The organism is Streptomyces sp. JLBG701 (assembly GCF_058544905.1).
Genome location: NZ_CM178588.1, coordinates 10,003,424 through 10,022,131 on the forward strand (window position 1 = coordinate 10,003,424; position 18,708 = coordinate 10,022,131).

Here is an 18,708-nt window from a genome sequence, read left to right on the forward strand (position 1 = left end):
TCGGTCTCGTGCGAAATCGAGCCGAGTAAGAGATCGACGTGAAGCGGTCGCGGCCCCTGTCCGCGCTTCCGATCTTGTGAGTACCGTTCGAGTTCCGCGCGGCAGGGCGACCCCCCAACTGCCGTTCTACGCGCGGAGATCGACACCCGCACTGGTTTCCCCAATGTCCCCCCACTCATGGAGGAAAGACCGGATGCTCGGCTTCGCAAGGTCCCGGTACAGACTCACCACCGCACTCACCGTGCTCGGCCTGCTGACCACAGGCGTCGCCGTCCAGGCGGCCACCGTCGCCCCCGCCCACGCGGCCACCACGCACCGCGTCCTGTTCGACAACGCCCACGCCGAGACGGCAGGCAACGCCGACTGGATCATCTCCACCAGCCAGCCCGACCCGCTGAGCGAGGACTCCTCGCCGTCCTCCGAGACGGACTGGACCGGCGCCCTCTCCTCCTGGGGCGTCGCCCTCCAGCAGACGGGCGACTACAGCCTGAGCACGCTCAAGTCGGGCGCCGGCATCACTTACGGCGGCTCGTCGGCGACGGACCTGTCGAACTTCGACACGCTGGTCCTGCCTGAGCCCAACACGCTTTTCACGACCGCCGAGAAGACGGCCATCATGAACTTCGTGAACAACGGCGGCGGCCTGTTCATGATCTCCGACCACACCGGCGCCGACCGCAACAGCGACGGCGAGGACGCGGTCGAGATCCTCAACGACCTGATGACCAACAACAGCGTTGACAGCACTGACCCGTTCGGCATCTCCGTCGACTCGCTGAGCATCAGCTCCGGCTACCCGGCGGCGATCAGCGACAGCTCCAACGCAGTCCTGCACGGCTCCTTCGGTGACGTCACCAAGAGCCTGATCGCCAGCGGCACGACCGCCACGCTCAAGCCCGCCGACAACTCCGCCGTCAAGGGCCTGCTCTACCGCAGCGGTTACTCCGGCAACACCGGCGCGTTCTTCGCGACCAGCACCTTCGGCAGCGGCAAGGTCGCCTTCTGGGGCGACAGTTCACCGATCGACGACGGCACCGGCCAGTCCGGCAACACCCTGTACGACGGCTGGAACGACACCGGCGCCACCAACGCCGAACTCGCCCTGAACGCCACCGAGTGGCTCTCCTCGTGATCGACCGAGCTCGGGGCTGAACCAACAGACCCCCGCCACACCCATGTTGGGCGTGGCGGGGGTCGCGTTCGTTCGTCAGCGCTGGGTGTAGATGAAGCCGATCTTGTCGACCTCGTCGCCCGTGCGTCCGTGGAAGCCGGCGATCTGCCAGCCGGACGGAGCGGTGCGCGTCACGCAGTCGGAGGTCGTGGTGCCCCCGGCCAGGCTGTTGCCCAGGTTGGTCGTGAACTTGGCGTAGAAGATGCGGGTGTGGTCGTCCTTCACGCCCTGGCAGAGCAGGGCCGTGGTGACGTACTCGCTGCTCCCGAGGGTGAGGGAGGAGGCGGTGCCGCCGGTGCCGCCGTGGGTGAGCGTCGTACCGCTGCTGAGTGTGACGCCCATCTGGTCGACGCGGGCGCCGGCGCGCAGCGAGATCTTCGTGGCGCGGGCGGCGGCGGGAACGCTGTCGATGTCGGTGAAGTAGTCACCGTGCGGGCCGCCGAACTGGTCGCTCAGCTGGAAGGCGGAGTTGCGCGACCAGGTGAAGCCGACCGTGAGCGGGTCGTGGTCGGAGAGCATGAGGTTGGTTCCGGTTTCCAGGAACTTGGCGTGCTCGTTGTTGTACGACGTGGCGTTGAGGGAGACCAGCTTGCTGCCGCGGTAGAGGATCTTGTCCACGACCTCGCAGGTGTTGGGCACGGTGGTCCCGGTCTGGTCGCAGACCAGCGCGTCGCTGCCCTTGGTGGGGGCCACACCGCCGCGGATCAGCTGGACCCAGGGGTCGGTGAGCCCGTTGGCGGCGGCGAACTCGGCGATGGTGTCGCCGGAGCGGGTGTAGCGGGTGTTGGTGTCACCCATGACCACGACCGCGTTGCCGGCGGAGTGCGTGGCGATGAAGTCGCTGAGCTGGCTGAGGTTGTCGGCGCGGGCGGCGAGGTCGTCGTCGTTGGTGCCGGCGTTGGTGTGCAGGTTGTAGAAGTCGACGTAGACGCCCTCGGCGAGGCGCTCGCGCATGAAGGTGAAGCCCTTGGGGGTCAGGCAGTCGCCCGAACCATAGGTGCAGGTGTTCCAGCCCACCCGCTCGAAGTCGTCGGCGTCGTAGGAGATCTTCGACAGGGTGTTGAGCCCGCTGCCGATGCCGGCGCCGCCGCTGGTGGGGGTGCGGTAGGCGTGGTTGGTGTCGGCCGCGTACAGGTAGGCGTGGTAGTTGAAGTCCTCCTGTACGTGCACGATGTCGTACGGCGCGATCCGCTCGCCGATCGTCGTGGTTGCCGACTCGCGGGGCGTCGGGGCGCTGGAGATGGCCTCGGGCAGGCCGGCCACGTTGTAGCTGAGCACGCTGAAGGAGCCCGAGTCGGCGGCCGCGGCGGGCGGTGCGACTGCCGTGAGTCCGCCGAGCATGGCCGCGGCTGATGCCAGGCCGGCGACGAGTCTGCGCATGGAGGTGTCTCCTGGGGAGGGGGGACGGATGAGGCTGTGAACATGTCAAAACGTAGCGACAAACGCCCCGGGTGGGCACTCGCCGGAGAGTATTTCTTACCTCCGGTAACCGGACTTTGGTTCGAATCCCAACAGGCGCGGGCGAGGAGACGAAGACTCGGCGGCGGACTCCGTGGCGTGGACACCCTCTTGACGGCGGCCGGGAGTGGATCGACACTCCAGAAGGGAATCCTAGTGAACAGGTAGGGAAACATGGCGCGCGTCGAGACGGTCACCGATCGAGTGAGCCGTACTCCGCCGGCATCCCCCCTCCTGACCTCCCGCCTGCACATCGATCTGCTGCGTGTCTGCAGCGCGATCGGACTCCTGGGCTGAGTCGGCCCGGAGCCCCGCAGCACCCCCACTCGACGACGCTTCCGCCGTGCGTACGTCCGCGCACCTGCCCCCGGGGAGACCCATGACCGTCACACCGCTCGCCGCCGTACCGTCCACCCAGCCCGCCCCCGCGTTCCGGGGCCGGATCGGGCGCGACGCGCGCAGCGGCCACTACGCCGTGCCGCGCCGCTACCGCCTCCACCTGTCGCCGGCCTGTCCGCACTGTCTGCGCATCGCCATCACCCACAGCCTGCTCCGCCTCGACGAGGACTGTCCGGTCACCCTCCTGCCCGCCGTGCCCGACAGCCCCGACGGAGGGCACTCGGCGCTGCGCCCGCTGTACGAGGCGAGCGCGCACCGGTACGCGGGACCGGCCGCGGCGCCGGTGCTCAGCGACGACTGGTCCGGGCGGATCGTGAGCACCCACGCCTCCGACATCATGCGCGACCTCGCCCTCCACTTCGGCGCCGGCCGCCCGGCGCTCTACCCCTGCGGCCAGGAAGCGGAGATCGCGGCCGTGGAACGGCTGTGCGCCCAGCGCGTCGACGAGGCCGCCCAGCGTGCCGGCCGGGCCGGAGCCGACCCGGAGGAACGGGCCGCCGCGCTCCACATACTGCTGTCCACCCTCAACTCGCTGGAACACCGGCTCGCCGTCGACGAGTACCTCCTGGGCGCCCAACTCACCGCCGCCGACATCGAGTTGTGGGTCACCCTCGTCCAGCTCGACACCGTGCACCGCAACCACCTCGACGCCGACGCGGTGCGCCGCATCGCCGGCCACCCCGCCCTGTGGGCCTACGCCCGGCGCCTCGCCGCCCACCCGGCCTTCGGCACCCACCTCGACCTCGACGCCATCGCCCGCCGCCACCACGCCCACTGCCGGGGACTGGAAGCGGCCGGAGCGGCCGTGCAGATCCTGGACTGGGCCGCACACGCCGCCCGGACGACCTGATCGTTCCAACTGCTGGACCGGCGTTGACATGCCGCCGGGTAACTGTCTTGACTGACGATCCACTTCGGCGAACACGAGGCCCACGGGCCCGAACAGAGACGGTGACGGACATGGACGCAGCTCCCAGGAGGACCGCACGCCGGTCCCCGGGCTGCGTGCCGCCGTACGCGACGAACGTGCTCGTCGCGAACCGCGCCGTCGATCTCCTGCGCGTGAACAGCGCACTGTGTAGCGCACCGGGCTGTACCCGCCGCCGGGGCTGACCACTCTTCACGGCCCCGGCGTTCCCCGACGAACACCGCCTGCGCGGTGTCCCGTTGCCCGCCCAGTCGCCGCTGTGCGCTGACTCCGCTGGAGCCCTGGATGACCGAACCCCCAGGCACCGCCGTGTCCCTCGCCGAGGTGCCACCGCCCGCCGACACACCGTCAAATACCCTCACCGCCCAGCGAGTTCAGCCGCTGCGCCGCCCCGGACGCTGGATCGCCACCGCCGTCGTACTGGTCCTCGTCGCCCAGTTCGTCCACGGCCTGGTGAGCAACCCCTTCTACCAATGGGACCGCTTCGGCTACTGGTTCCTGCGGCCGACCATCCTCGACGGGCTGCTCATCACCCTCGAAGTAGCCGCCTACAGCGCCGTGCTGGGCCTGCTCGGCGGCATCCTGCTCGCGCTGGCCCGGCTCTCGAAGAGCCCGGTGCTACGGGTCGTCAGCTGGGCCTACGTCTGGCTGCTGCGCTCGGTGCCCCTGATCGTGGTCCTGCTCTTCCTCTACAACTTCTCCGCGCTCTACCGGACGTTGAGCATCGGAGTGCCCTTCGGCCCGGCCTTCCTCACCTTCGACGAGTCCCGGCTCGCCACCGACATGGCCGTCGCCGTCGTCGGCCTCAGTCTCAACGAGGCCGCGTACGCCGCCGAGGTCGTCCGCGGCGGCATCCTCTCCGTCGACCAGGGCCAGCACGAGGCGGCCGCCGCACTCGGACTGCCCCGCGGCTACCAGTTCCGGAAGATCGTCTTCCCGCAGGCCCTCAGATCCATCACCCCCAACTACGTCAACCAGCTGATCGGCCTGATCAAAAGCACCTCACTGGTCTTCTACGTCTCCCTGCTCGACCTGTTCGGCACCGCACAGACGATGGGCAGCACCTACCCCGGCGACATCGTGCCGCTTCTCCTGGTCGTCACCGTCTGGTACCTGATCCTCACGAGCCTTGTGTCCGTCGCCCAGTTCTACGTCGAGCGGTACTACGCGCGGGGCGCCACCCGCTCCCTGCCGCCGACCCCGTTGCAGAAGCTCCGCACCGGCCTGCGTGACCTGCGGGAACGTGCGCGCAGGGAGGCCGCCGTATGACGACCGAACCGTTCGAGGCCCCCGCCGCCGTCGAGGTACACGGCGTGCACAAGTGGTACGGCGCCCACCGGGTGCTGGACGGCGTCGACCTGACCGTGCGCCCCGGCGAGGTCACCGTGATCCTCGGCCCGTCCGGCTCCGGCAAGTCCACCCTCCTGCGCGTCATCAACCACCTGGAGAAGCCGGAGATCGGCTACGTCAGCATCAACGGCGAACCGATCGGCGTACGCCGGCAGGGCGACCGAAGGGAGATGGGGGTCCCCCCGGCCGAAGGCTGGGGGAGTCTGAAGGAGTTGAGCGAGCGGGTCATCCTGGCCCAGCGCAGCCGGATCGGGTTCGTCTTCCAGAACTTCAACCTCTTTCCCCACCTGACCGTGCTCGACAACGTGGCCGCCGCCCCCGTGGCGACCGGCAAGCTGAGCCGGCCCGAGGCGCAGCGACTCGCCCGCGAACTGCTCACCCGGGTCGGCCTCGGCGACAAGACCGGTGCCTATCCACGGCAGTTGTCGGGCGGCCAGCAGCAACGCGTGGCCATCGCCCGGTCCCTGGCACTGCGCCCCGGCGTCATCCTCTTCGACGAACCGACCTCCGCCCTCGACCCCGAACTCGTCGGCGAGGTACTGGCCGTCATCAAGGACCTGGCCCTCACCGGCACCACCCTCGTCATCGTCACCCACGAGATCGGCTTCGCCCGCGAGGTCGCCGACCGGGTCGTCTTCATCGACGACGGCCGGATCGTCGAACAGGGTCCGCCCGCCGAGGTCCTCGACCACCCCAAGCACGAGCGGACCAGAGACTTCCTGAGCAAGGTCCTCTGACCCGCCGCAGCTCCCCGCACCCGCACTCACACCCACACCGGACAAGGACACCACACCCATGCGCACCCTCAGTCTTCGCCGTCGCCTTCTTCGCGGTCTCATCGCGGGCACCGCCGTCGCCTCCCTCGCCGCCGGACTCGCCGCGTGCGGCGGCGAGAGCGACGCGGCGACCACGACCGACACGGCGGGCACGGTGACCGTGGGACGGCTGTCCAACGGGGCCGCCGACCAGACCGCGCTGAAGGTCTCCGAAGTGAAGTCGATCAGCGCGCAGTTGCCCGCGTCCGTCCGCGAGAGCGGCAAGCTGGTGATCGGTGTCGGAGCCCTGCCCGAGGGCTTTCCGCCGCTCGCCTATGTCGGCTCGGACCAGAAGACCCTCACCGGTGCCGAACCCGACTTCGGTCGGCTGGTCGCCGCAGTCCTCGGCCTCCAGCCGGAGGTGCGGAACGCGACCTGGGAGAACATGTTCGTCGGCGTCGACAGCGGAAAGTTCGACATCGCCTTCGCCAACATCACCGACACCGAGGAGCGCAAGAAGAAGTACGACTTCGCCTCCTACCGCAAGGACGAGGTCGGCTTCGAGGTGCTGAAGAGCAGCACCTGGAACTTCGACGGCGACTACGAGAACCTCGCCGGGAAGACCGTCGCCGTCGACAACGGCACCAACCAGGAGAAGATCCTCCTTGAGTGGCAGAGCAAGCTGAAGAAGGAGGGCAAGCAGCTCACCGTCAAGAACTTCGCGAGCAAGAACAGCACCTACCTCGCGCTGACCGGCGGGAAGATCGACGCCTACTTCGCCGCCAACCCCGGTGTCGCCTACCACGTCACGCAGACCGCCAAGTCACCGAATCCGACGCGCAGTGCGGGCACGTACTCCGGTGCCGGCGCCACGCTCCAGGGCCTCATCGCGGCGACCACCAAGAAGGACAGCGGACTCGCCGAGCCCGTCGCCGCCGCGATCAACTACCTGATCAAGAACGGCCAGTACGCCACCTGGCTCAAGGCCTGGAACCTCTCCAACGAGGCCGTCACCACGTCCGAGGTCAACCCGCCCGGCCTGCCGCTGGACAATTCCTGAGCACCGCGGCGGGAACAGACCGCGGGGCCGCGCTGTTGTGTGTGTCACGACGAGAGGGGACGGGGGTGGGTGACGTGCGGCATCCGTCCCACCCCCGTGCCCTGAACCCGCGCCGCCGCGTCCGCCTCCACTCCCGGCGCCATGTCGATCTGCGGCGGGTGGCCGGCGCGCTCTGTTGCTCCTGACCTGTTGCTCCAGCACCGTGCCCCACCCACCCGCGGGCCGGTGATCTCGTACGGACCTCCAGGAAGGCACCCACCCGTGTCCCCTTCTTCTTCTCTGCACCTCGCCGTCGCCCTGGACGGCACCGGCTGGCACCCCGCCTCCTGGCGCGAGCCGGTGGCCCGCCCCCGCGACCTGTTCACCGCCGGATACTGGGCCGACCTGGTCGCCGAGGCCGAACGCGGCCTGCTCGACTTCGTCACCATCGAGGACGGCCTGGGCCCGCAGTCCTCCCACTTCCTCGACCCGGACGAGCGCACCGACCAGGTACGCGGCCGCCTCGACGCCGTCCTGATCGCGGCCCGCATCGCCCCGCTGTCCCGGCACATAGGCCTGGTCCCGACCGCTGTGGTCACCCACACGGAGCCCTTCCACCTCTCCAAGGCCATCGCCACCCTCGACTACGTCAGCACCGGCCGGGCGGGCCTACGGGTGCAGATCACCGCCCGCCCGAACGAGGCCGCGCACTTCGGCCGCCGCACCATCCCGCGCATCGAGGCCTACGACAGCCCGGACACCCGGGACCTGGTGACCGACCTCTTCGACGAGACCGCCGACTACGTCGAGGTCGTGCGCCGCCTCTGGGACAGCTGGGAGGACGACGCGGAGATCCGGGACGTCGCCACGGGCCGTTTCGTCGACCGGGACAAGCTGCACTACATCGACTTCCAGGGCGGGCACTTCAGCGTCAAGGGGCCCTCCATCACGCCCCGCCCGCCGCAGGGCCAGCCGCTGGTCAGCGCCCTCGCCCACGACACCGTTCCCTACCGTCTGGTGGCCCGGGCGACCGACGTCGGCTACGTCACCCCGCACGACACCGACCAGGCCCGCGCGATCGTCGCCGAGATCCGCGCAGAGCAGGCCGCGGCGGGCCGCGCCGACGAACTCCTCCGCATCTTCGGCGACCTGGTGGTCTTCCTCGACGACGACCCGGCCGAGGCCGCCGCCCGCAGGGACCGGCTCGACGCCCTCGCGGGAGAGCCGTACACGAGCGACGCCCGTGTCTTCGCAGGTACGCCCACCCAACTGGCCGATCTGCTAGGCGAGTTGCAGGCGACCGGCCTCACGGGCTTCCGGCTGCGACCGGCAGTCCTCGGCCACGACCTCCCGGCGATCACCCGGGGCCTGGTCCCCGAACTCCAGCGCCGAGGCGCCTTCCGCCGCGCCTACGAGGCCGACACCCTGCGCGGACTGCTGGGCCTGCCCCGCCCCGCCAACCGTTACGCCGCCGTCTGAGCCGGAAGGACCCGAGCCCAATGAGCAAGCCCCTGAAGCAGATCCACCTGGCCGCGCACTTCCCCGGCGTCAACAACACCACCGTGTGGAGCGACCCCCGGGCCGGCAGCCACATCGAGTTCAGCTCCTTCGTGCACTTCGCGCAGACCGCCGAACGCGCCAAGTTCGACTTCCTGTTCCTCGCCGAGGGGCTCAGGCTGCGCGAACAGGGCGGCGAGATCTACGACTTGGACGTTGTAGGCCGCCCCGACACCTTCACCGTCCTGGCCGCGCTCGCCGCCGTCACCGAACACCTCGGACTGACCGGCACCATCAACTCCACCTTCAACGAGCCCTACGAGGTCGCCCGCCAGTTCACCAGCCTCGACCACCTCTCCGGCGGGCGCGCCGCCTGGAACGTCGTCACCTCCTGGGACGCCTTCACCGGCGAGAACTTCCGCCGGGGCGGCTTCCTGCCGCAGGACGAGCGCTACTCCCGGGCGAAGGAGTTCCTGGCCACCGCCAACGAGCTCTTCGACTCCTGGCACGGCGACGAGATCCTCGCCGACCAGACCACCGGCACCTTCCTGAACGACGCGAAGGCCGGCTCCTTCGTCCACACCGGCCAACACTTCGACATCCAGGGCCAGTTCAACGTCCCGCGCTCCCCGCAGGGCCGCCCCGTCATCTTCCAGGCCGGCGACTCCGAGGAGGGCCGCGAGTTCGCCGCCTCCAGTGCCGACGCGATCTTCAGCCGGTACGCCACCCTCGACGCCGGGCAGGCCTTCTACACCGACGTCAAGAACCGCCTCGCCAAGTACGGCCGTAGCCACGACCAGCTCAAGATCCTTCCCGCCGCGAGTTTCATCCTCGGCGACACCGACGCCGAGGCGGAGGAACTGGCCAAGGAGGTCCGCCGGCAGCAGGTCAGCGGGGCCACCGCCCTCAAGCACCTGGAGTTCGTCTGGAACAGGGACCTGTCCGGATACGACCCGGAGGGCCCGCTGCCCGACATCGACCCGGACGTGAGCGACACCCACATATCCCAGGGCCGAGCCCAGGTGCGCATGTACCGCGACCCGCTGGCCACCGCCCGCGAATGGCGTGAGCTGGCCGCCGCCAACAACTGGTCGATCCGCGACCTGGTCATCGAGACCGGCAACCGGCAGAACTTCATCGGCTCCCCGGCCACCGTCGCCAAGACCATCAACGAGTTCGTCCAGGCCGACGCGAGCGACGGCTTCATCCTCGTCCCGCACATCACTCCGACCGGCCTCGACGTCTTCGCCGACAAGGTCGTCCCCCTGCTCCAGGAACAGGGCGTGTTCCGCACGGAGTACGAGGGCCAGACCCTCCGCGACCATCTGGGCCTGGCCCACCCGGACGCCGTACGCGACGAGCGGGCGGCGTCCTGAGGCCCTGAGGGTCACTCCGCCCAGTCGAGCTGATGCTCGGGAGTGCCCGCGGATCTGCCGTGGGCGATGGCTTCGGCGCGGCCCGCCTCGTCGCCGCGCCGATAGCGGAAGACCTTGCCCGCGAACACGACGACGTGCTCGTCCCCGGACGAGAAGTCGACGTACCAGCCGTTCGCCGGCTCCAGTGCGTCGGCGAACGCCTCCGCGAGCCCCTCGTCGCCGTCGGCCTCCCACTCGATGAACGTCCACAGTTGCGGCTGCCCGGCGGTCGCGCTCGCCGAGAGGTCGAGCCGGCTGACCTTGCGGATGCGCAGCCCACGCGGCTCGAACTCCGCACCGGGCCGCAGACTTTCGCCGATGAGGTACCCGCTGACCATGCGATGTCTCCCTTGACGGTGAGGGACCAACTCCCGGACCGAACTCCCGGGACGAACTGCCGAGCCGAACTTATCGACCGCCACTGACAACGCGTCCCCGCAGCACCTCCAGCAGCCGCCCACCGTCCTCCCCGGCGAACCACTCCGCATGCCCCACGTAGTACTCGTACGCCAGCCGGGTGTTCTCCGCCGAGCGCGTGACGCCGTGGAAGTAGCCGAGCTCGGACAGGGCGAACTCCGCGTGCACCAGGGGGAGGAGAGCGGGGAGGGCCGACGACTCGGCCGCGCTGAGCGGTCCCGCGCCGGCTCTACGACGGCTCGCTGGCGGAGTGGTCGAAGGATCCCGCGCGGCCGCTGGAGCTCGGCGCCTCCTGAACGTGGCGTGGCCGACGCTCGTCTCCCTCCCCCGAAGGCGACGAGCGTCGGCCGCTTCCCCCGGCGCCGGACAGTGGCCGGCCTCGCCCGTGTGCGGCCTGCGTGTGCTGTCACCAGCACATGACCGCGGTTTCCCCCGAACCCCACGCGGAGTACAGGCGCACACGGACGAAGTAGCGGCGGCCCTTGACGAGCCGAACCTTGATGGTGGCGTTGTGCGGCGTTCCCCCGTCGTCCTGCCCGGAAAGGTAGCGGGGTTCGCCGTCCCGTTCCTCGAAGAGGACGACCACGGTGTCGCTGTCGCCGAAGGTGCCCACCGTGTACTCGCGGGTCTCCGGCGGCTCGACGACGAAGTCGGCCTGCTCGCCCGGGCCCAGGCGCAGCGGCGCCGAGCGGAACGGCACCAGCGCGGTCGCCGGCGGAGGGCCGGCCGGCGGATACCAGCGGAGTACGAACTCCTTGTCGGCGGGGGAGAGGGTGCCGGGCGGGTCGATGCCCGCGCGGAACTGCTCCGGCTCCAGGATCAGCCCCGACGAAAAGGGGTACTCCATGATCGAAAGCGGGTCCCAGGACGAGCCGTTGACCTCGTCGGGGTCGAGCTTGCGCAGGATGTTGAAGAACGTCTTCTCGCGGCTCCAGAAGTTCGGCGGGCCCGCCAGATCGGCGTAGACGGCCTCGTCGTCCCAGTGGATGCCGGCGAACGGGCTCTGGTGCTCATGGAGCATGCCGAGCGCGTGTCCGATCTCGTGCAGGGCCGTGCCGCGCTGCGTCGGCGCGGTCAGATCCCAACCCAGGTTCATGGTGCGCTCGTTCAGGCCGACCTGGAGCGCGTCCTTGCCGACCGTCGACCAGGAGCCGTCCCCGAGCTGGAACCCGATGCGCAGCTCCGCCTCCGAACGGTCGTCGACCTCGGTGAACGTGATCCCGAGGCCGAGGTCCCGCCACTCCTGGAAGCACTCGCGCACCACGTCCCGCTGCTCCTTGGCACCGGTCCACGACACCCGGCGGGACTCCCCGGTGCCCGGCACGGGGATCACGGATCCGTCGGTGTCGCCGTCGAAGAAGTAGTAGTGCACGACCGTGCCGTTGACCCACATCCGGTTCCCGGCGATGAGCGCACTGTGCCGCTCGGCGGTCAGCCCCGGTGCGATGACGGGGGCCGACTGCTGCGCGAGCGAGCAGTAGCGTGCGGTCATGCGGTCAGGTTGCCGTCGCCCGGCCCCGGGCGCCTGAGTCGAGGGCTACTCAAGTCCCCGTGTATCAGGGATGAGTAGCCCGGCTCCTGTTCACGTGACGACTTACGCACGGGACGCGAAGACTCTTGAACTGCCCTGGCCCTTCACCGGCCGGGAGAGCGAACTCGAACTGATCCGCAGGTCCTTGAGCGCCGGCCGGCTAGGCATCGTCGTGACCGGCCCGGAGGGCTGCGGCAAGACCCGACTCGCCACGGAGGCCGCCCGTGGCACCGACTGCGCCCGGATCGCGGGGACGCCCGAGACCCGGCAGATCCCCTTCGCCGCGTTCGCGCACCTGCTCCCCGACACGGTCTCCCTGCACCGAGCCGTACAACTCCTCGCGGGCGTACGCCTGTTGCTGGTCGACGACGCCCACCTGCTCGACGACGCCTCCGCCGCCCTGGTCCACCAACTCGCCGTGCACGGCCGCACCCGCCTGCTCGTGGTCGCGACGGACGGTGCCCCGGCACCCGGCGCGGTGTCCCGGCTGTGGACCGGCGAGCTGCTGCCGCGCCTCGCCCTCGAACCGCTGCCCCGGGAGGAGACGGCACAGCTGCTGACGGGAGGTGCCGGCGGAGCCCTGGAGCCGCTCACCGTGCGCCGACTGGACCGGCTGTGCCGCGGTGACCTGCGACTGCTGCGCGAGCTGCTCGGCGCGTTGCGCGAACAGGGGCTGTTGACCCGGACGCGGGACTCGGACTCGGAGGAGTGGGCATGGCGGGGCCCGGTGCCGCTTACGGTGACCGTCCGCGAGCGCGCCGCACACGTCCTCGACCGCTCGGGCCCCGAGGAGCGGGAGACCCTCGAACGCCTGGCCTTCGGCGAACCCCTGCCGCCGCACATGGACGAACTCGACCTCTACGCCCTCGAACACCTCGAAGCCGACGGCCTGATCGACATCGACGAGCACGGCGCCGTCCGCCTCACCCACCCCCTGCACGGCGCGGCACTACGAGCCGCGGCCGGCCGGCTGCGGGCGAAGCGGCTGGCCCGCACCCCGGACGAGTGCGACCCGGCTCTCGGGGCCGAACTCGCCGTACTGACCAGGCGGATCGAGCTCGACGACGTACGGCCGATGCCGACGCCGGTGGGGGAGTGGCTCGTGGCGGAGGGGGCCGTGGTATCGGCCGGGTACGCGGCCGTACGCGCACGGTTCTCACGCCTGCGTGGGGAACTGCGGGAAGCCGCGGCATGGGCTCGGGAAGGCCTGCGGGATGCCCCGGCCGCCCCCGCCTGCCGCACCGAACTCGCCCTCGCCGCCGCCCAGTTCGGGGACGCGGCCACCGCGCTCGACGCCCTCGCGGGCCGCCCGCCCTCCGGGCCGGTCGCCACCTGGCTGGCGGTGGCCCGCGGCGACATGGAGGGCGCACTGTCGGACGACCGCGGCTACGACGCCGTACGCATCGGCGCCGCCGAGAAGGCCACCGTCCCGTTCCCGGACGGCGTGTTCGCCCAGCACGCCGACGCCCTCACCCAAGGCGACGGAGCCGCACTGGACCGTGCGGCCGGCCGGCTGGAGGAGCGCGGCTTCCTGCTCTTCGCGGCGGAGGCATACGCCCAGGCCGTACGCGCCCACCGCGACCCACGCGCCGCCCGCATGTCCCGCACCCGGGCCGTAGCACTGGCCCGCCGCTGCCAAGGTGCCCGCACCCCGGCACTGTCCGGCCTGGTCCTGGGCGAACTCACGGCCCGCCAACGCCAGATCGTCACCCTCGCCGCCGCCGGCCTGAGCAACCGCCAGATAGCGGAACGCCTCACCCTGTCGATCCGTACAGTCGGGAACCACCTGTACAGCGCATACGCGAGGCTGGGCGCGAGCGACCGGGGAGCACTGCCATGGCTGGTGGAACTCCCGGAATCGGCGTGAGAGGAACGCCCCAAAGGGGCGCGGGGCTGTGTCGATATGCGGCTCCGCCGCGTGGGCGCGACCAGCCCCCACCGGCCCGCAGCGAACACTCAGGCCGCGCCGAAGGCGGAGAAGGCCCACCCCGTAGCCTGATGCACCGCGTCACCCGGCAGCGCACCCCGCGCGTCACGCAGAGCCTCGGCCAAAGACAACCCCGCACTCAACCCCTTGTGCAGGCCCAGCATCAGCGGCACCACAGCCGCGTCATTGACGGGCGCACTGCTGGCCACTACCCCCGCCGTCCCCAGCGGGAGGAGCGCGGTGACCAGCCCGAGCAACTCGTCCGCACCGACCGAGGCAAGCCGCGCGGTGTCACAGCTCGACAGAATGATCCGGTACGGGCTCCGGTCCAGCCGCTCGAAGTCGTGCACGACGATCGGCCCGTCGGCCATCCGCAACGAGGAGAACAGCGGACTGTCCGCACGGAACGTGCCGTGCGCCGCGATATGGGCCAGCGCGGCACCGTCGAGTTCTTCCAACACGCGTGGCACGCAAGCCTCGTCGTGCTCAAGAAGGATCGGGCTGCCGTACCGCCCGGCCAGTTCGGGCACCTCCGCACCGCCGGTCGCCAGACCGGGGCCGCGCACCAGGACATGCCGTCCGCCCGGCGGCGGTTCGGTGTCCCGCGCGCGCAGCCAACTGCTCGCCGACGGCGACACGCTGAGCACCCGATCCCGCAGCGAGGGCAGCAGCGCCCACGGCACCCTGTGCAGTCGCCCCGGCGGCACCACCACGACCGGCCCGGACCCCAGTTGCTCCACCGCCCCGCCCAGCAGCAGTTCCTCCAGCCGCCGCCCCGCCGCCTCCACCACCGGCAGCCGCGCCTCCGCCCCCGGATGCGCCAGCCGCCGCAGCGCGGCCTGTACGTGCTCGGCCTCCAGCACCGCCTCGGCGAGCAGCCCGGCCTCGAAACGCCGTACCCGTCCCTCCCCGCACAGCAGCACGTGAACACGCCCGTCGACTACGGCGAGTTCGACCAGCCGCCCATCCCCCAGCCGCTCCAGCAGCCTGCCGGGGTCGAACCGGTGCCCGTCGCCGGGCGAGTCGCCCCGCATGTGCAGGGTGCGGGAGCGGATCTCCCTTTCCAGGCGCCGCTGTTCACGCTCCAGGACCGGAACGGGGTGCCCCTCCATCCGGGCCTCCTCCGCACGGGCCGCGATCTCCCGGAACGCGGTCAGTCCGCTCAGCAGCGCCGGATCGGCCGGCGGCCGGGTGGTCGGCGTCGTCAGCACAGTGGCCCGCCAGCGTTCGCTCCACACCAGCAGTCGGCGCGGCCCGCCGGTGGCGAGGCTGGCCTGCTGGGCGAGCGCGGCCAGCTCGGCGCCCTGCTCGGTGGCACGGGCCCTGAGTTCGGAGGCGCCGAGCGTCATCCGGTGGTCGTCGAGCACGTCGAGGCCGCGTCGGCAGGCCTCCAGGACGCCCCGGTCCGAACCGGCGGCCCGGGCCCGCAGCGCCTGCGCCGCCCAGCCCGTCAGACGGGCCAGCGAGGGACCGCCGCGCCTGCTGCGGGCGGCGACCGCCAGATGCCGTTCCGCGTCCGTCATCCAGCCGAGCGCGAGCGCGATCCGGCCCGCGAGCAGCGAGGCCTCCGGCGCGGCCGGCGAGCCGAAGGAGGCCAGCCGCTCGGCCACCGCGGCCGCGTCGGCGACCAGCCGCCCCGAACCGCGCCCGGCGGCGACCCGCGCCTCGATCAGCACCAGTTGGGCGTGCGCCTCCCACCAGGGGCGCCGTTGCCCGGCGAAGAGCCGCACCGCCACGGCCGCCCGCGCTATCGCCGTGTGCGGATCGCCCGCCAGCCGCGCCGCCCGGGCGGCGACGTACAGCAACTCCGCCTTGCGGGTGGACTGTCCGCCGATCCCGTCGAGCACGGCGATCGCCGCATCGGCCTCGGAGACCGCCTCGGGAGCGAGCCCGGCGGCCATCAGGACCTCGCAGCGCCGGATGTAGAGCACGAACGTCGGCGTACCGAGCTTCGCGTACCGCTCCTCCGCCTCGTCGAGCAGCCGCAGCGCCACCGGGATGTCGCCCGACCGGAACGCCGCCAGACCACGGCTCTCCACCGCGTCGGCCTTGTCGTGCTCCTGGCCGGTCGTGTCCCACAGGGCCTCGGCCGCCGTGAAGTCGGCGTCGGCCCGCTCCACCGCGCCCAGCGCCAGATGCACGGTCGCCCGCAGTGTCAGCGCCCGGGCCTGCCAGATGACGTCGTCCACCTGCCGCAGCACGGGGATCGCCCGGCGTACGTCCTCCAGTGCCTCGCGGTGCCGGCCCAGCACCCACCAGACGTAGGCCCGGCGGTACAGGACACGCGCCCGGGTGTGCCCCGTACCGCGTGCGACACCCCGATCGAAGGCGTCCAGGCCCTGCCGGGTACGGCCCGCGTGGACCAGCGCCACGCCGAGTGTGCCGAGGACGTCGGCCTCCCGGTCAGCCGACTCCGCGCGCGCCGCCAGATCGCGGGCGCGCCGAAGATGTCGTAGGGCGATGCGCATGTCGCCGAAGTCCCGCTGCCAGATGCCGATCACCTGGTGGGCGACGGAGCCGTGCAACGGTGAGGGGTCGGTGTCGAGAAGGTCCTCCGCCTGTGCCAACGCTTCGTTGGGGGCGGCGAACACCATCGGCAGCAGTTCGAGAACCGTGTCGCTTGCCGCTGTCACTCCACGGATGGTACTGGCCACGCAGCGGTGTCACACAGGTTTGGCGCTGTATCAACCAATGGCCTCGCGGCTCTGATTGACGACCGCCGCCTCAGGGGAGGACACGCCATGGCACCTCAGCGATTCCACGAGCAGTTCGACCAGGTCCAGCGCTCGATGCCCGACGTCCCCCTGGCGATGGGGCCGGACGACTCCGCCGAGTTCTTCTACGAGAAGGGCGTCGTGCTGGCCCGCGACGGCGAGGAGGCGCTGGAGGTCGAGAACCGGGTACGGGCCCACTTCACCGAGTTCACCGGTCTGACCGCGGACCACGTCCGCCGGGCCGGCCCGGAGACCAACCGCTCCGGCATCACCCGCATCCAGGTCGGCGACCCCGGACACGGCGACCGGCGCGGCGACCGTTCCGTCGCGGGCGCCCTGCGCGCGCTGCGGGAGGCGGAGGGACGGGCCGGACGCCGGCTGGTCAGCCGTAACCACGTGGTGTCCACCACCGCCGTCAACGCCTGCAACCCGGCGGAACCGGTCCCCGCCCTGCTCACCCAGGCGCCCAACCCGTCCGCCACCGAGGGGAGTTACGACGCCGACACGGCCGTCGGCGTCCTGGTCGTCGACACCGGCCTGGTGCACGACTACCGCTCCTACCCCCTCATGGCCCATGCCCAGGGCGACGGCCAGATCAATGAGACCGACGCCGGCGGAATCCTCCAGCAGTACGTCGGCCACGGCACGTTCATCGCCGGACTCGTCGCGGCCCTCTCGCCCAACACGGACATCGCCGTCAGCAATGCGCTCAACGACGCGGGCGCCATCCTGGAGTCGGAGTTCGGCGAGAAGCTCTTCGAGGCGACCGACCGGTACGGCTGGCCCGACATCATCAGCCTCTCCGCGGGCACGCCGAACGGAAGCGCCGACGGACTGCTCGGCGTGGAGAACTTCATGCAGGCGCTGCTGGCCCAGCCCCGCACCCTGCTCGTCGCGGCCGCCGGCAACAACGGCAGTGCCACACCCTTCTGGCCCGCCGCCTACGCCGACGTGCCCGGCTACGAGAACGTCGTGCTGTCGGTCGGCGCGCTGCGCAGCGACGGCGAGTTCGGGGCCTGTTTCACCAACCACGGCCCCTGGGTGAAGGTCTACGCCCCCGGCGAGCAACTGACCAGCTCCTTCACCGGCTTCGACGCGCCCGTTCCGTACGTGTACCAGCACACCACGTACGACACCTGCCGGTTCGGCTTCGCCTACGCCTGCACCTGCCAGTTTCCCCGCCACACAGGGGTGTTGACAGAGGGTCAGGGGACCGCCTCGGCCACACCGGACCAGGTGATGTTCGACGGGTTCGCGCACTGGAGCGGGACCTCGTTCGCCACACCCGTCGCCGCCGGCCTGGTCGCGGCCCACATGACGGCCCACAAGGAGTCCGACGCCCGCGCCGCGCTGCGGCAACTCCTCGTGGCGAACAACGAGTTCGCCGAAGTACGCGGCGCCCACGTCCCGGCGCTGCGCCCATCGACCTGGCGTCCGGTCCCAGTCGTGCAGGTCGCACCTCCGGCATGAGGTCCGGAACACTCCCCTCCACGGCGTACGATGACATGCCGTACACGAGGGGTGGAGCCGTGGACCGTGCAGATGTCGGCGCGCTCGTCCGGACCGCCGTCGACGGTGACGCGGCGGCCTGGAAGGCGCTCGTGGAAGGGCTGAGCCCACTGGTGTGGTCCGTCGTGCGCGCGTACCGGCTCTCCGACGCCGACGCGCACGAGGTCTACCAGACCGCGTGGTACCGCTTCGCCCAGCACCTGGGCCGACTGCGCGAACCCGAGAAGGCGGGGGCCTGGCTGGCGAGCACCGCGCGGCACGAATGCCTGAAGGTGATCAGGAGCATGCGACGGCTGACTCCGACGGACGACGCGCAACTGCTCGACCGGATCAGTGAGGACCGTACGCCCGAGCAGTCGATCCTCGACTTGGAGGAGGCCGCGGCCGAGACCGAGCGGATCAGGCGGGTGTGGCAGGAGTTCGAGGAACTCGGCGAACGTTGCCGCCAGTTGCTGCGCGTCCTGATGGCCTCGCCGCCGCCCAGCTATCAGGAGGTGTCTGCGTCGCTGGGCATCGCCGTGGGCAGCATCGGGCCCATGCGCCAGCGCTGTCTGCGTCGGCTGCGGGCGCGACTAGAGGTCGGGGGCACAGTGTGAAC

At 70.9% G+C, this 18,708-nt stretch carries 17 protein-coding genes; 12 read left to right on the forward strand and 5 right to left on the reverse strand.

What is annotated here, in order from left to right:
* Nucleotides 1-193 precede the first annotated feature (193 nt).
* Nucleotides 194-1,132 carry a hydrolase gene (locus tag AC5DRG_RS45695; RefSeq protein ID WP_491806107.1) on the forward strand — a complete coding sequence of 313 codons (939 nt, stop codon included), beginning with the start codon at nucleotides 194-196 and terminating at the stop codon, nucleotides 1,130-1,132.
* 75 nt (nucleotides 1,133-1,207) lie between these two features.
* On the opposite strand, the gene AC5DRG_RS45700 is transcribed toward AC5DRG_RS45695, so the two are convergent.
* Nucleotides 1,208-2,551: a jacalin-like lectin gene (locus tag AC5DRG_RS45700; protein ID WP_491806109.1), complete on the reverse strand. Its 1,344-nt coding sequence runs from the start codon at nucleotides 2,549-2,551 to the stop codon at nucleotides 1,208-1,210.
* A 252-nt stretch (nucleotides 2,552-2,803) separates the two neighbouring features.
* Between AC5DRG_RS45700 and AC5DRG_RS45705 the strand changes: the two genes are divergently transcribed.
* The 8 genes from AC5DRG_RS45705 to AC5DRG_RS45740 all read left to right on the forward strand — a co-directional run bounded on the left by AC5DRG_RS45705 (nucleotide 2,804) and on the right by AC5DRG_RS45740 (nucleotide 9,973).
* Nucleotides 2,804-2,926, forward strand: coding sequence for a putative leader peptide (locus tag AC5DRG_RS45705; protein WP_491806111.1), 123 nt, complete (start codon nucleotides 2,804-2,806; stop codon nucleotides 2,924-2,926).
* 82 nt (nucleotides 2,927-3,008) lie between these two features.
* Nucleotides 3,009-3,878: a glutathione S-transferase C-terminal domain-containing protein gene (locus tag AC5DRG_RS45710; RefSeq protein ID WP_491806113.1), complete on the forward strand. Its 870-nt coding sequence runs from the start codon at nucleotides 3,009-3,011 to the stop codon at nucleotides 3,876-3,878.
* A 363-nt stretch (nucleotides 3,879-4,241) separates the two neighbouring features.
* Nucleotides 4,242-5,225 carry an amino acid ABC transporter permease gene (locus AC5DRG_RS45715; protein ID WP_491806114.1) on the forward strand — a complete coding sequence of 328 codons (984 nt, stop codon included), beginning with the start codon at nucleotides 4,242-4,244 and terminating at the stop codon, nucleotides 5,223-5,225.
* Entirely contained in the window at nucleotides 5,222-6,043 is an 822-nt protein-coding gene (locus AC5DRG_RS45720) for an amino acid ABC transporter ATP-binding protein (protein WP_491806116.1), read from the forward strand. Before AC5DRG_RS45715 ends, AC5DRG_RS45720 begins: the two co-directional genes overlap by 4 nt.
* A gap of 58 nt (nucleotides 6,044-6,101) precedes the next feature.
* A complete protein-coding gene (locus tag AC5DRG_RS45725; protein ID WP_491806117.1) occupies nucleotides 6,102-7,121 on the forward strand; it encodes an ABC transporter substrate-binding protein in 1,020 nt (339 codons plus the stop codon).
* 74 nt (nucleotides 7,122-7,195) lie between these two features.
* On the forward strand, nucleotides 7,196-7,306 hold the full coding sequence (locus AC5DRG_RS45730; protein WP_491806119.1) for a putative leader peptide: 111 nt from the start codon (nucleotides 7,196-7,198) through the stop codon (nucleotides 7,304-7,306).
* Between the two features lie 76 nt (nucleotides 7,307-7,382).
* Nucleotides 7,383-8,579, forward strand: a complete 1,197-nt coding sequence (locus AC5DRG_RS45735) for an LLM class flavin-dependent oxidoreductase (protein ID WP_491806121.1) — start codon at nucleotides 7,383-7,385, stop codon at nucleotides 8,577-8,579.
* A gap of 20 nt (nucleotides 8,580-8,599) precedes the next feature.
* Nucleotides 8,600-9,973, forward strand: a complete 1,374-nt coding sequence (locus tag AC5DRG_RS45740; RefSeq protein WP_491806123.1) for an NtaA/DmoA family FMN-dependent monooxygenase — start codon at nucleotides 8,600-8,602, stop codon at nucleotides 9,971-9,973.
* A gap of 11 nt (nucleotides 9,974-9,984) precedes the next feature.
* Here AC5DRG_RS45740 and AC5DRG_RS45745 read toward each other — a convergent pair whose 3' ends face one another.
* The 3 genes from AC5DRG_RS45745 to absR1 form a co-directional block, all read right to left on the reverse strand.
* The gene (locus AC5DRG_RS45745; RefSeq protein ID WP_491806125.1) at nucleotides 9,985-10,350 is read right to left on the reverse strand and encodes a hypothetical protein; all 366 of its coding nucleotides are present in this window, start codon (nucleotides 10,348-10,350) and stop codon (nucleotides 9,985-9,987) included.
* 70 nt (nucleotides 10,351-10,420) lie between these two features.
* Nucleotides 10,421-10,597: a hypothetical protein gene (locus tag AC5DRG_RS45750; protein WP_491806127.1), complete on the reverse strand. Its 177-nt coding sequence runs from the start codon at nucleotides 10,595-10,597 to the stop codon at nucleotides 10,421-10,423.
* Between the two features lie 238 nt (nucleotides 10,598-10,835).
* Nucleotides 10,836-11,921 (reverse strand): beta-glucuronidase AbsR1, encoded by a 1,086-nt coding sequence (absR1, locus tag AC5DRG_RS45755; protein ID WP_491806129.1) that lies wholly within the window; start codon nucleotides 11,919-11,921, stop codon nucleotides 10,836-10,838.
* A gap of 70 nt (nucleotides 11,922-11,991) precedes the next feature.
* Here absR1 and AC5DRG_RS45760 point away from each other — a divergent pair, with 70 nt between their 5' ends.
* Nucleotides 11,992-13,827: a LuxR family transcriptional regulator AbsR2 gene (locus AC5DRG_RS45760; RefSeq protein ID WP_491806131.1), complete on the forward strand. Its 1,836-nt coding sequence runs from the start codon at nucleotides 11,992-11,994 to the stop codon at nucleotides 13,825-13,827.
* Nucleotides 13,828-13,916: 89 nt separating this feature from the next.
* Here the strand turns inward: AC5DRG_RS45760 and AC5DRG_RS45765 are convergent, their stop codons facing one another.
* Nucleotides 13,917-16,520 carry a CHAT domain-containing protein gene (locus AC5DRG_RS45765; RefSeq protein WP_491806133.1) on the reverse strand — a complete coding sequence of 868 codons (2,604 nt, stop codon included), beginning with the start codon at nucleotides 16,518-16,520 and terminating at the stop codon, nucleotides 13,917-13,919.
* A gap of 108 nt (nucleotides 16,521-16,628) precedes the next feature.
* On the opposite strand from AC5DRG_RS45765, the gene AC5DRG_RS45770 reads away from it, so the two are divergent.
* Together AC5DRG_RS45770 and AC5DRG_RS45775 are read left to right on the forward strand one after the other, a co-directional pair.
* Nucleotides 16,629-18,071 carry a S8/S53 family peptidase gene (locus AC5DRG_RS45770; RefSeq protein WP_491806135.1) on the forward strand — a complete coding sequence of 481 codons (1,443 nt, stop codon included), beginning with the start codon at nucleotides 16,629-16,631 and terminating at the stop codon, nucleotides 18,069-18,071.
* Nucleotides 18,068-18,706 (forward strand): RNA polymerase sigma factor, encoded by a 639-nt coding sequence (locus AC5DRG_RS45775; RefSeq protein WP_491806137.1) that lies wholly within the window; start codon nucleotides 18,068-18,070, stop codon nucleotides 18,704-18,706. Before AC5DRG_RS45770 ends, AC5DRG_RS45775 begins: the two co-directional genes overlap by 4 nt.
* The last annotated feature ends 2 nt before the right edge of the window (nucleotides 18,707-18,708 follow it).

What these genes read in the sequence shown, in the direction of transcription:
- AC5DRG_RS45695 (WP_491806107.1), top strand. Translation starts at nt 194, where the DNA reads ATGCTCGGCTTCGCAAGGTCCCGGTACAGACTCACCACCGCACTCACC.
- AC5DRG_RS45700 (WP_491806109.1), bottom strand. Translation starts at nt 2,551, where the DNA reads ATGCGCAGACTCGTCGCCGGCCTGGCATCAGCCGCGGCCATGCTCGGC.
- AC5DRG_RS45705 (WP_491806111.1), top strand. Translation starts at nt 2,804, where the DNA reads ATGGCGCGCGTCGAGACGGTCACCGATCGAGTGAGCCGTACTCCGCCG.
- AC5DRG_RS45710 (WP_491806113.1), top strand. Translation starts at nt 3,009, where the DNA reads ATGACCGTCACACCGCTCGCCGCCGTACCGTCCACCCAGCCCGCCCCC.
- AC5DRG_RS45715 (WP_491806114.1), top strand. Translation starts at nt 4,242, where the DNA reads ATGACCGAACCCCCAGGCACCGCCGTGTCCCTCGCCGAGGTGCCACCG.
- AC5DRG_RS45720 (WP_491806116.1), top strand. Translation starts at nt 5,222, where the DNA reads ATGACGACCGAACCGTTCGAGGCCCCCGCCGCCGTCGAGGTACACGGC.
- AC5DRG_RS45725 (WP_491806117.1), top strand. Translation starts at nt 6,102, where the DNA reads ATGCGCACCCTCAGTCTTCGCCGTCGCCTTCTTCGCGGTCTCATCGCG.
- AC5DRG_RS45740 (WP_491806123.1), top strand. Translation starts at nt 8,600, where the DNA reads ATGAGCAAGCCCCTGAAGCAGATCCACCTGGCCGCGCACTTCCCCGGC.
- AC5DRG_RS45745 (WP_491806125.1), bottom strand. Translation starts at nt 10,350, where the DNA reads ATGGTCAGCGGGTACCTCATCGGCGAAAGTCTGCGGCCCGGTGCGGAG.
- absR1 (WP_491806129.1), bottom strand. Translation starts at nt 11,921, where the DNA reads ATGACCGCACGCTACTGCTCGCTCGCGCAGCAGTCGGCCCCCGTCATC.
- AC5DRG_RS45760 (WP_491806131.1), top strand. Translation starts at nt 11,992, where the DNA reads ATGAGTAGCCCGGCTCCTGTTCACGTGACGACTTACGCACGGGACGCG.
- AC5DRG_RS45770 (WP_491806135.1), top strand. Translation starts at nt 16,629, where the DNA reads ATGGCACCTCAGCGATTCCACGAGCAGTTCGACCAGGTCCAGCGCTCG.
- AC5DRG_RS45775 (WP_491806137.1), top strand. Translation starts at nt 18,068, where the DNA reads ATGAGGTCCGGAACACTCCCCTCCACGGCGTACGATGACATGCCGTAC.